The sequence below is a fragment of the Streptomyces sp. NPDC003943 genome (assembly GCF_053605265.1).
This window is the reverse complement of sequence record NZ_JBSGIW010000147.1, coordinates 1-11363: the sequence shown is the minus strand read 5'-3', so window position 1 is coordinate 11363 and position 11363 is coordinate 1. Positions and strand designations below refer to the sequence as shown.

Annotated in this window: 11 protein-coding genes and 1 riboswitch; of the genes, 6 read left to right on the top strand and 5 right to left on the bottom strand. The window is 72.0% G+C overall.

The features are described 5' to 3' along the window. The coding region (locus ACWEV0_RS34550) for a hypothetical protein (RefSeq protein ID WP_453153771.1) at window positions 1-548 on the bottom strand (548 nt) is incomplete at its 3' end. Between the two features lie 197 nt (window positions 549-745). On the opposite strand from ACWEV0_RS34550, the gene ACWEV0_RS34545 reads away from it, so the two are divergent. Both ACWEV0_RS34545 and ACWEV0_RS34540 read left to right on the top strand, forming a co-directional pair. After that, entirely contained in the window at window positions 746-967 is a 222-nt protein-coding gene (locus tag ACWEV0_RS34545) for a hypothetical protein (RefSeq protein WP_453153770.1), read from the top strand. Window positions 968-1039: 72 nt separating this feature from the next. Continuing rightward, entirely contained in the window at window positions 1040-1468 is a 429-nt protein-coding gene (locus tag ACWEV0_RS34540; RefSeq protein WP_453153769.1) for a type II toxin-antitoxin system Rv0910 family toxin, read from the top strand. A gap of 88 nt (window positions 1469-1556) precedes the next feature. On the opposite strand, the gene ACWEV0_RS34535 is transcribed toward ACWEV0_RS34540, so the two are convergent. Continuing rightward, window positions 1557-2192 carry a PadR family transcriptional regulator gene (locus tag ACWEV0_RS34535; RefSeq protein ID WP_453153768.1) on the bottom strand — a complete coding sequence of 212 codons (636 nt, stop codon included), beginning with the start codon at window positions 2190-2192 and terminating at the stop codon, window positions 1557-1559. Between the two features lie 183 nt (window positions 2193-2375). Here ACWEV0_RS34535 and ACWEV0_RS34530 point away from each other — a divergent pair, with 183 nt between their 5' ends. After that, window positions 2376-3185, top strand: coding sequence for a PhzF family phenazine biosynthesis protein (locus tag ACWEV0_RS34530; protein WP_453153767.1), 810 nt, complete (start codon window positions 2376-2378; stop codon window positions 3183-3185). 72 nt (window positions 3186-3257) lie between these two features. Here the strand turns inward: ACWEV0_RS34530 and ACWEV0_RS34525 are convergent, their stop codons facing one another. Both ACWEV0_RS34525 and ACWEV0_RS34520 read right to left on the bottom strand, forming a co-directional pair. Next, window positions 3258-4028 (bottom strand): CPBP family intramembrane glutamic endopeptidase, encoded by a 771-nt coding sequence (locus tag ACWEV0_RS34525; RefSeq protein ID WP_453153772.1) that lies wholly within the window; start codon window positions 4026-4028, stop codon window positions 3258-3260. Between the two features lie 104 nt (window positions 4029-4132). Then, window positions 4133-5695, bottom strand: a complete 1563-nt coding sequence (locus tag ACWEV0_RS34520; RefSeq protein ID WP_453153766.1) for a glutamate--cysteine ligase — start codon at window positions 5693-5695, stop codon at window positions 4133-4135. A 497-nt stretch (window positions 5696-6192) separates the two neighbouring features. Between ACWEV0_RS34520 and ACWEV0_RS34515 the strand changes: the two genes are divergently transcribed. Together ACWEV0_RS34515 and ACWEV0_RS34510 are read left to right on the top strand one after the other, a co-directional pair. After that, on the top strand, window positions 6193-6792 hold the full coding sequence (locus ACWEV0_RS34515; RefSeq protein WP_453153765.1) for a hypothetical protein: 600 nt from the start codon (window positions 6193-6195) through the stop codon (window positions 6790-6792). Between the two features lie 313 nt (window positions 6793-7105). Continuing rightward, window positions 7106-7312 carry a DUF5999 family protein gene (locus ACWEV0_RS34510; RefSeq protein WP_453153764.1) on the top strand — a complete coding sequence of 69 codons (207 nt, stop codon included), beginning with the start codon at window positions 7106-7108 and terminating at the stop codon, window positions 7310-7312. A gap of 116 nt (window positions 7313-7428) precedes the next feature. Here the strand turns inward: ACWEV0_RS34510 and gcvP are convergent, their stop codons facing one another. Beyond that, window positions 7429-10314, bottom strand: coding sequence for an aminomethyl-transferring glycine dehydrogenase (gene gcvP / locus ACWEV0_RS34505; protein ID WP_453153763.1), 2886 nt, complete (start codon window positions 10312-10314; stop codon window positions 7429-7431). 186 nt (window positions 10315-10500) lie between these two features. Continuing rightward, window positions 10501-10599: riboswitch (glycine riboswitch) on the bottom strand. Window positions 10600-10713: 114 nt separating this feature from the next. Here gcvP and ACWEV0_RS34500 point away from each other — a divergent pair. Beyond that, entirely contained in the window at window positions 10714-11088 is a 375-nt protein-coding gene (locus ACWEV0_RS34500) for a PRC-barrel domain-containing protein (RefSeq protein WP_453153762.1), read from the top strand. Window positions 11089-11363 lie beyond the last annotated feature (275 nt).

Below are 11363 nucleotides of genomic sequence, written 5' to 3'. Positions count from 1 at the left end.
CTGTCTGCTTTCCTTCCGCTACCGTCCTCCATCCGGAACGGGAAGCGGAGAAGGGGGAATCCGTCGTCATGATCACCGCGGACCCTTCGGTCGCCGCGCAGCGCGGCCCGTTCGCAGGCGCCCGCGAGGGCGGCGGCGGCCGCCGGGGACCAGCCGGAGGAGGCGGTCTCGGCGCCCCGGACGGCGGGCAGCGCGGAGCCGGTGTCCTCGACGGAGCGCTGCCAGCGCAGCCCGTAGCCGATGGACCGCTGGACGAGATAGCCGAGCACCCGGGCGTGCTGCGGCGGGCCGCCGAGGGCGGCGCCGGCCTCGGTATCCGCCTCGACCAGGGAGTGCAGGAGGTGGGCGGTGTCGATCTGCCGGTCGCCGTCCCGCAGCGCCCGCCGCCGGGCGCCGGCCACGGCCGTCAGGAGCTCCGCGGTCAGCACGCCCTCCAGCTCGGCGCGGCGCGCGGCGGGCAGCGACGGCGGCACGTGGGGTGCGGGACCGGGGCCGCCGCGGTGCCTGACGTTCGGGGCGGACGGCTGTTGAGGGACAGGACTGTGCACGGTTCCACCTCATCAAACCCACCCGCCTCCGGGCATCCCCGCCGAGGAGCATGTGCGCGTCCCTCCCGAGTCGGGCACGCGCGAGCGATTCCTCCTCCTCACGGATGAGATCGCGCGACTTCTCCCCCAGGGGCGCGCGCCGCCTTGCATTGCGCCCCGGACGCAACCATGTGCCCGGCCCGTATCGTCCTTCAGACATGTTCTGGATGGTGGCCCTGCTCGCGCTCGACGGGCGGCAGTACGTCTACCGGGTGTACGCACCGCGGGAGGCGCTGCCGGCCGATCTGTTCTGGGCCGCGTTCCACTGCCACGACGAGGGCGGCGGGCCGCGCGCCTCGGACCGGTTCGACTCCGCGCAGATCTGGTGGATCGACGGCGTCGACGGCGAGCCCGCAGAACTGACGGTTCATCAGTATTGAATGTTCACGCCGCTCCGGCTACGTTCCGCGACACCGACAGGCCCGACTGGTACGCGTGAAGGGGTGGTTCCCATGGCCGAAGTCAGCGCGGAGGCACGGATCGAGGCACCGGCCGAGAAGGTGTGGGCGCGGCTCACCGACTTCGGTTCGTACGGGGAGTGGAACGCCACCCACACGAACTTCCCGAACGGCGGCCCGGCCGCCCTGGAGGCCGGCGCCACCTTCACGGAGAACATGAAGCTGATGGGCTTCCCCGCCGAGGTGCTCTGGACGGTGGAGGAGCTGGAGCCGGGCCGGGTGTTCGCAATCCGCGGCAAGGGCCCGATGGGCGTCGTCGTCGGGACGCGCTACTCGCTCACCGCGGACGGCGCGGCCACTTCCGTACGGATCGACGGGGAGTTCACGGGTGCGGCCGTCTCCCTGATGGCGGGCAAGCTCAAGGACTCGGCGACGGCGGCGCTGACCGAGTCGCTGCGCAAGCTCGCGGGCCTGGTCGGCTGACCGGCGGCCCGTACCGTACGACGAGGAAGAGGCCCCGCGGCATGCCGCCGCGGGGCCCCTCTGCACTCCCTGACCGGTCAGCGCCCGGTCAGTGCTCGTCGGCCAGGATCAGGTACAGCTTCTTCCGGGCCTCGTTGATCACCTCGACGGCCTTCTGCCGCTGCTCGGCGCTGCCGGCCTTCCAGACCTGCCCGAAGGCCTCCATCAGGCCGAAGCCGGCCTGCCGGATCTCGTTCACGGCCTCCCAGTCGACGCCGCGGCCGGCCTCCTCCCAGGGGGCCTCCGGTCCCGACTCGGCCTCCTCGCGGCCGGCGTCGGTGAGCGTGAACAGCTTCTTGCCGCCCTCGCTCTCGCTGGCGATCAGCCCCTCGTCCTCCAGCATCTGGAGGGTCGGGTAGACCGAACCCGGGCTGGGCTTCCACGCCCCGCCGCTGCGCTCGACGATCTCCTGGATCATCTCGTAGCCGTGCATCGGGCGGTCCTTGAGCAGCGCCAGGATCGAGGCGCGAACATCGCCGCGCCGCGCCCGGCCGCGCCCGCCGGGGCCACCTCGGCCCCGGCCGCCGAAGCCGCCGCCACCCCAGGGCCCACCGCCCCACGGGCCCGGCCCGAAGCCGCCGAAGGCCGCGCGCCGCCCCTCGAAGTCACCGCGAGGGCCGGGCCCGCAGTACCCACGACCGGGTCCGCCGTGTCCGTGCATGTGCTCGTGTCCATGTGTACGCATCGCAACGCTCCTTCCATCGGGATTCATCGTTGAACTGTCGCGATGCTTCAACGATATATCGGAACAGTTCGTTTGCCAACACCCGACCGGCACCCGACCGCCAGCCGACCCGGACTCCGATCGGTCCAGACGTCCCGAATTGGCCTTGGCCTGCGCTTTTCCGCCTCCGGTACGTTCCGGGCCATGCGGATTCGAATCGTCGACGCCTTCACCGACCAGCCCTTCTCCGGCAACCCGGCCGGAGTCCTGCTCCTCGGCTCCTTCCCGGAGGACGCCTGGCTCCAGCGGGTGGCCGCCGAGGTCAACCTCTCGGAGACCGCCTTCGCCCACCCGCTGCCGCCCGGCGGCGAGGCGGACTGGGCGCTGCGCTGGTTCACCCCGGCCACCGAGGTCGACATGTGCGGCCACGCCACCCTGGCCACCGCGCACGTCCTGCACAGCACCGGCACCGCGACCGGCACCGTCCGCTTCGCGGCCCGCTGCGGGATCCTGCTCGCGACCGCCGAGCCGGACGGCACGATCACGCTCGACTTCCCGACCTCGTCGCTGACCCCGGTGGCCGCGCCGGAGGGCCTGGCGGCGGCACTCGGCGCCGAGCCCGTCGCCGTGCACGACACCGCCGCCCACATCGGCGACCTGGTCGTCGAGCTGGCGGACGAGGCGACCGTGCGCGGCCTCACCCCGGACTTCGCGGCCCTGCGCACCCTGTCGGAGCGCGGCATCATCGCCACGGCCGTCGCGGACGACCCGGACGGCGGCTACCAGTTCGTCTCGCGCGGCTTCTTCCCGGCCGTCGGCATCGACGAGGACCCGGTCACAGGCAGCGCCCACACCGCTCTCGCCCCCTACTGGTCGCGCCGCTTCGGCCGCGACGACCTCACCGGCTTCCAGGGCGGCGCCCGCACGGGCCTCGTCCGCACCCGGCTGCGCGGCGAGCGCACGCTCCTGAACGGCCACGCGTTCACGGTCGTCGACGGCGAACTGCACGCCTGACCCGCACATGCGAGAGGGGCGTACGGCCGATGCCGTACGCCCCTCTCTCCTCGTGGGATCGGTCGCGCGTGGTCAGACGGTGGGCAGCCAGCCCACCTTCCCCGCGAGCAGGCCATAGCCGACGAAGGCCACGATGTCGAGCAGCGCGTGCGCGACCACCAGCGGCCCCACCCGGCCCCAGCGCCGGTACAGCCAGACGAAGACCACGCCCATGACCATGTTGCCGACGAAGCCGCCGATGCCCTGGTAGAGGTGGTACGAGCCGCGCAGCACCGAACTCGCGGCGAGCGAGGCACGCGGGCTCCAGCCCAACTGGTCGAGCCTGCGCAGCAGATAGCCGACCACGACCACCTCCTCCAGGACGGAGTTCTGGATCGCCGACAGGATCAGCACCGGATACTTCCACCACACGTCCGGCAGCGACTCCGGCACCACGGTGAGGTTGAACCCGGCCGCCCGCGCCACCAGGTAGAAGGCGAGTCCGGCGCTGCCGATGCCGGCCGCCACCAGCGCCCCGCGCCCCAGGTCCGACCACGGCCGGGTGCGGTCGAAGCCGATGACCCGCAGGCCCCGGGGCCCGGCCGGAGCGGTGCGCAGCAGACCTCCCTCGCGCAGCAGCAGATGGGCGACGAGGGCGACCGGCACCAGGGCGGTGGCGATGCCGAAGAGCTGCCAGGCGAGGTCGAGCCAGGGCCGCCCGGGCGCGTACGAGCCGTTGAGCGTGGCCGCCTGGTGCTTCAGGGCACCCGGCTTGGTCAGCGCGCCGATGAAGCTGATGAGCGCGGACACCCCGCTCGCGCCGAGCGACAGCGCGAGCACGAGCAGGGTCTCGTCGCGCAGCATGCGGCGCGGCAGGCCGTCGGGAGGCAGGGAAGCGTCCACCACTCGTTGCTCCGACACCACACCTGTCTCCCATTCCCCTCGCGTACCGGGTACGGGAACCCTACCTACCGTGCCTGTGTGCCGCCCTCGGTCCCCACCGCACCGCTCCCGACGGCCTCGACGCCGAGCGGCTCGATGCCCGCCGGCCAGGTGTGCACCGGCTCACCGGTCAGCATCAGCTCCCGGTAGCGCCGGGTGGTCGCGGCGAGCGCGGCCGGCCGGTCGAGCCCGGAGTCCAGGTACCGGTGGAAGGTGTCGGCCTGCCAGGAGGCGCCGTTCACCCGGCGCCGGCAGCGCTCCTCGATCACGCCCAGGTAGAAGTCCCGGTCGCGCGGCTCGATGTGCCAGGCGTCGAGCCCGGCGGCGGCCAGCGGCAGCAGTTCGTCGAGCACAAGCCGTACCGCCGGCACGGTCGCCGTGCCGCCGGAGCGGCCGGAGCGCGGCCAGCGCAGTTCGGCGTCGATGCCCTGGCGGCACGCGGTGTCGAAGTTGTGCTCGGCGTCCGCGAAGCTCATCCGTTTCCAGATGGGCCTGGACTCGTCGGCGAGCGTGCGCACCAGGCCGTAGTAGAAGGCGGCGTTGGCGACGACGTCGGTGACGGTCGGCCCGGCCGGCAGGACCCGGTTCTCCACCCGGAGGTGCGGGACGCCGTCGACCCAGCCGTACACGGGCCGGTTCCAGCGGTAGACCGTGCCGTTGTGCAGCACGAGTTCGGCGAGCTTCGGCACTCCGCCCTCGTCGAGGACGCGCAGCGGGTCCTCGTCGTCGCAGATCGGCAGCAGGGCCGGGAAGTAGCGCAGGTTCTCCTCGAAGAGGTCGTACACCGAGTCCACCCAGCGCTCTCCGAACCAGGTGCGGGGCCGCACCCCCTGGGCCTGGAGCTCCGGCGGCCGGGTGTCGGTGGCCTGGGTGAACAGCGGCGGCCGGGACTCGCGCCACAGCTCGCGGCCGAAGACGAAGGGCGCGTTGGCGCCGACGGCTATCTGCACGCCGGCGACGGCCTGCGCCGCGTTCCACACGGAGGCGAAGCGCGGCGGGGTGACCTGGAGGTGCAGCTGCACCGACGTACAGGCCGCCTCGGGCGTGATCGACGCCGGCGTGCACCGCAGGTGCTCGATCCCCTGTATGTCGAGGATGAGGTCCTCGCCGCGGATGGCGAGGATCGTGTCGTTGAGCAGCGTGTAGCGGTCGGCGGCCGAGAGGTTGGCGGCGACGGCGTCGTCCTCCGTGAGGGTCGGCAGTATGCCGACCATGACGACTCCGGCGCCGGCCTCCCGGGCCTTCCGGTCGGCGTATCCGAGTCCGGTGCGCAGCTCCTCGGCGAGCCGGTCGAATACATGGCCGTCGAGCCGGTGCGGGGCGATGTTGACTTCCAGGTTGAACATGCCGAGTTCGGTCTGGAAATCGGGGCTGGCGATGCGGTCGAGCACGGGCGCGTTGAGCATCCTGGGCAGGCCGTCCTCGCCCGCCAGATTCAGTTCGATCTCCAGCCCGATGAGATTGCGGGGGCGGTCGAACCGTTTCTCCGCGAGCAGCCGCGCGAGCGCGGCGAGACATTGCTGGAGCTTTCTGCGGTAGCGCTGCCGGTCGGACGGGCCGAACACGTCGGCCACGACCTTCTCACCCATCGAAGCGTCCCTCCCCGAGCGGGCAGCCGCCACGACGGCCGCGAGCGTCTCGGAGCATGATGCCCAGCCGACTGATCGACAACGCCTGCGGGGACAAGGTGTGAACGGATAGTCTGGAGTGGCTTTCTCCGGAGGCAGTCCCCGAGGGCAACGGGCAATGGTCATATACCAAAGTCATATTGTCCGGCGGAGTCGAACAGGAGACCGTCGAGATTCGGCCGACCCGCTCGACGGCAGAAGTGCTGGAAGACGTTCCACCGGACGCGTGCATTCCATCGAATCACCGTGGGAATACGACTGAATGACGCCTTGTCAGGAATATCGGTGGCGCCTAGCGGAAACACTGCGTGAACACGTGTCGTATAAACTCCGCGCACGAGTCAGAGTGTTGGCGCACGGCCATGCACCCATGGCCCCCCTCTCTGGCCCCGTCGCTGACAGCGCTGTCGTACCTGCCCACGCTGCACCCGTGTCTCCTGAGTGAGAGGCGACCCATCATGCTCCGACCCTCCCCGGCCCCCGCGCCGGCCCTCCGCAGTGTCCTCGCGGCCCTCGGCTCGCCCTCTGCGGTCCGCGAACCCCGCACCCCGGCCCTGCGGGCCGCACAGGGGCCGCTGAGTCCCGAACTGCCCCTGCCCGTGCACGTGCTCGGCGTGCCGGACATCGCGGAGCCGGCCGGACCGCCGTCGCACACCCGGCTGGCCGGCTGGCGCTTCCTGATCCGCAACGGGGAACGGGCGATCGCCGCCGCGGACACCATGCTCACGCCGGACGGCTGGACCTTCTCCCACTTCTTCGAGGGCCCCTACGTCACGGCGACCGAGCGGGCCCTGATCCAGGCCGAGGCGCTCGGCACCCCGTACCAGCCCAGGCTGCTGTCCGTACCGGGGCTCTACATGCTGACGCTGTGGCTGCACACCGACACCGAGGCCGACGGCGCCACCACCGTCCCCGGCCCGGCCGACCTCCTGGTGCCGCTGTCCCCCGCACCCCCCGGGATCGCCGCCGACCGCCCGTACCCGGTGACCGACCTGCTGCCCGTGATCGGTCTTCGGCTCACCCCGCCGCCGCTGCTCGGCTCGGCCGCCACGGCCTGAGGCGGTCCCACCCGGTCCGTCCGCGCGCCCCGGAGCCGTACGGCGGCCCCGGGGCGCACTGCTGTCCGAGCTCCGGCCCGTTCGGACTAGCCCGCTCGGGCCACCCCGAACCCCCCGAAGTAATGGTGCAGTTGGCGTGAACCGCCCCTGCGGGTGATGCGTCCTCAACGAAGAGGACGAGCTGCCGTGAAATACCTGCGGAACGTCGTCCGTGCGGCAAGACTGGGCACCGGAACCGAACCGACCGACGGGGGCGGCCATGACCGTGAAGAGCCGCAGGACATCCACCACGACGCAGCGAAAGAATCCACCCATGTGCCAGCACCAGCCTGCCTGTCCCAGCGCCGACTCCGCCGACCGGGAGGCCGCCCGCCCTGTGGCGCACCACCCGGAGCAGGGCTGGAGCCTGCTGTGCAACGGCGTCCTGCTCTTCGAGGACACCGGTGAGCTGCTGCCGGACGGGCGGATCGTCGCCCCGCACCGCCCGCTGACGGCGGCCGGCGTGACGACGGCGGCCTGACGGCCGTCGGCCCCACACCGTACGAGGGAGCACGAGGGAAAAGCCGAGGGCCGGCCCGGAGAGATCTCCGAACCGGCCCTCTTGTCATGCGCCGTGGGTCGTCACGCGCCGGGGGCTCAGCCCTCGTACTCGTCCAGCGGCGGGCAGGAGCAGACCAGGTTGCGGTCGCCGAAGGCACCGTCGATGCGGCGGACCGGCGGCCAGTACTTGTCCGCGGCCGAGACGCCGGCCGGGAAGACGGCCTCCTCGCGGCTGTACGGGTGGTTCCACTCGCCGCCGAGCGCCGCCGCGGTGTGCGGGGCGTTGTGCAGCGGGTTGTCCTCGGCCGGCCACGCGCCGGAGCCGACCTTCTCGATCTCGGCGCGGATCGCGATCATCGTGTCGCAGAAGCGGTCGAGCTCGTACAGGTCCTCGGACTCGGTGGGCTCGATCATCAGCGTGCCGGCCACCGGGAACGACATGGTCGGGGCGTGGAAGCCGTAGTCGATCAGGCGCTTGGCGATGTCGTCGACGGTGACGCCGGTCGCCTTGGACAGCGGGCGCAGGTCGACGATGCACTCGTGGGCGACCAGACCGGCCGGGCCGGTGTAGAGCACCGGGTAGTGCGGCTCCAGGCGCTTGGCGATGTAGTTCGCCGCGAGGACGGCGACCTGGGTGGCGCGCTTGAGGCCCTCGCCGCCCATCAGGCGCACGTACGACCAGGAGATCGGCAGGATGCCCGCGGAGCCCCACGGGGCGGCCGAGATCGGGCCGACGCCGGTCTCCGGGCCCGCGGTGGGCTGGAGCGGGTGGTTCGGCAGGTACGGGGCGAGGTGCGCGCGCACCGCGACCGGGCCGACGCCCGGGCCGCCGCCGCCGTGCGGGATGCAGAAGGTCTTGTGCAGGTTGAGGTGCGAGACGTCGCCGCCGAAGTGGCCCGGCTTGGCGAGGCCGACCAGGGCGTTGAGGTTGGCGCCGTCGACGTACACCTGGCCGCCGGCCTCGTGGACCAGGCCGCAGATGTCGGCGACGTGCTCCTCGAACACGCCGTGCGTGGACGGGTAGGTGATCATCAGCACGGCGAGCTCGTCGCGGTACTGCTCGATCTTGGCGCGCAGGTCGTCGACGTCGACCTCGCCGTCGTCGGCGGTCTTCACGACGACGACCTTCATGCCGGCCATCACGGCGGAGGCGGCGTTGGTGCCGTGCGCGGAGGACGGGATGAGGCAGACCGTGCGCTGCGTGTCGCCGTTGGCGCGGTGGTAGGCGCGGACGGCCAGCAGACCGGCCAGCTCGCCCTGGGAGCCGGCGTTCGGCTGGATCGACACCTTGTCGTAGCCGGTGACCTCGGCGAGGCGCTCCTCCAGCTCGGTGATGAGCGTGGCGTAGCCCTGCGCCTGGTCGATCGGCGCGAAGGGGTGGATCTGCCCGAACTCGGGCCAGGTCACCGGCTCCATCTCGGTGGTCGCGTTCAGCTTCATGGTGCAGGAGCCGAGCGGGATCATGCCGCGGTCCAGCGCGTAGTCGCGGTCGGCGAGCTTGCGCAGGTAGCGCAGCATCGCGGTCTCGGAACGGTGCGCGTGGAAGACCGGGTGGGCCAGGTACGCGTCGGAGCGCAGCGCGTCGACCGGCAGCGCGTCCTCGGTGACCGCGTCCAGGGCCTCGATGTCGGCGTCGACGCCGAAGGCGGCCCACACGGCGGCCAGGTTGGCGCGCGTGGTGGTCTCGTCACAGGAGATCGAGACGGTGTCGGCGTCGGCGCGGTACAGGTTGACGCCGGCCTCGCGGGCGGCGGCGACGACCTGGTCGGCCTTGCCGGGGACGCGGGCGGTGACGGTGTCGAAGAAGGCGCCCTGGGTGAGCTCCACGCCACCGGCCCGCAGACCGGCGGCGAGGATCGCGGCGTAGCGGTGGGTGCGCTGCGCGATGCCCTTGAGGCCCTCGGGGCCGTGGTAGACGGCGTACATGCCGGCCATGACGGCGAGCAGCACCTGCGCGGTGCAGATGTTGCTGGTGGCCTTCTCGCGGCGGATGTGCTGCTCGCGGGTCTGCAGGGCCAGGCGGTACGCCTTGTTGCCGTCGGCGTCGACGGAGACGCCGACCAGGCGGCCGGGCAGCGAGCGGGCGTGCTTGTCCTGGACGGCCATGTAGCCGGCGTGCGGGCCGCCGAAGCCGAGCGGGACGCCGAAGCGCTGAGTGGTGCCGACGGCGATGTCGGCGCCGAGGGAGCCCGGCGAGGCGAGCAGGGTCAGCGCGAGCAGGTCGGCGGCGACGGTGACGATCGCGCCGAGCTCGTGGGCCTGGTCGATGACCGGCTTGATGTCGCGGATGGCGCCGGAGGCGCCCGGGTACTGCAGGAGGACACCGAAGACACCGCGCTCGGCGACCTCGGCCGGGATGCCGGCGGACAGGTCGGCGACGACGACCTCGACGCCGGTGGGTTCGGCGCGGGTCTCGATGACGGCGATGGTCTGCGGCAGGGCGTCGGCGTCGACGAGGAAGACACCGTTCTTGACCTTGCCGACGCGGCGGGAGAGCGCCATGGCCTCGGCGGCCGCGGTGCCCTCGTCGAGCAGCGAGGCGCCGGAGGTGGGCAGACCGGTGAGGTCGGCGACCATGGTCTGGAAGTTGAGCAGCGCCTCCAGGCGGCCCTGCGAGATCTCCGGCTGGTACGGCGTGTAGGCCGTGTACCAGGCCGGGTTCTCCATGACGTTCCGCAGGATCACCGGCGGGGTGAAGGTGCCGTAGTAGCCGAGGCCGATCATCGGGGCGAGGACCTGGTTGCGGTCGGCGAGGGCGCGCAGCTCGGCCAGGACCTCGGCCTCGGTGCGGGCGGCCGGCAGCGCGAGCGCCTCGGCGTTCTTGATGACGTCCGGCACGGCGGCGGCCGTGAGCTCGTCCAGGGAGCCGTAACCGACCTGGGCGAGCATCTTGGCCCGCGCCTCGGCGTCGGGTCCGATGTGCCGCTGCTCGAAGGGAATGCCCTGCTCGAGCTCGGAGAGCGGAATGCGGTTGGCGGTCATGCTGCGGGGGCCTCCTGGTCGTCACGACCTGCGAGGGGCACCACGGCGCGGGTGCCCGGACGGCCTCCCCCTCTGTCATCAAAACCTGAGAGCTTCACCGGCCTGCCGCGCGGAGCGTGGCCGGCCGGCTTTCACCGTCGGTGAGAGCGGATGCCGTCCGACGCCCGCACTGCTTTCCAGAGTGACCTCGTCCGCGCGGTACAGGGGCCTGAGAGATTCCGGGGAGGATTTGCTCCTTCGGCGCCTCCGAAAGGTTTCTCCGGAGGACTCTCCCGCGCAGGGTCGACAGCCACAGCCAGCCTACCAGCGCGGATCCTTCTCCCATCGCTCAAGTGGCCGACATCCCAGATGTGCACTTTCGTAGTGCTTGTAGATGAGTTGCGACCAGTTGGAGGGACCGTGCAGACCGACATCGATCCGCGCAGCCTGATCGGCCGCAAGGCGTTCGACCGGAACGGACACAAGATCGGCACCGTGGACGAGGTGTACCTGGACGACGCGACCGGAATCCCCGAATGGGCCGCCGTCCGCACCGGCCTCTTCAGCCGCGACGCCTTCGTCCCCCTGGAGCCGAGCGAACTCGCCGTCGACGGCCTCCACGTCCCCTACGAGCGCTCCCTCATCAAGGACGCCCCCGACTTCGGCGTAGGCCGCCACCTCTCCCCGGCCCAGGAACTCCAGCTCTACCGCCACTACAGCATGGCCCTCCCCGCGCCCCCGGGAACGGACGAGGACAGGAACTTCGGCAGGGTGGCGGGCCAGGAGGAGATGTAGGGGGGCAGGGGGGACCGACGGACGCGCCTCACGCCGGAGGGACGGCGCGCGGCCGGAGCGAGGGCAGGGGCGCCGCGGCGACGGCAGCGCGCAGGAGGGGCGGCAGGGGACCGAAGCGAGGGCACGGGCGCCGCGGCAAAGGCAGCGCGCAGGAGGGGGGCCACAGCGTGCCGCAGCGAGAGCCGCTCAGCCTGCGCTTCGTGCTGCCGTCCGGGCCCGGCTCGGAGGCGCTGCGGGCGGTCGGCGACCGGATCGTGCGGATGCTGGACGCCGTG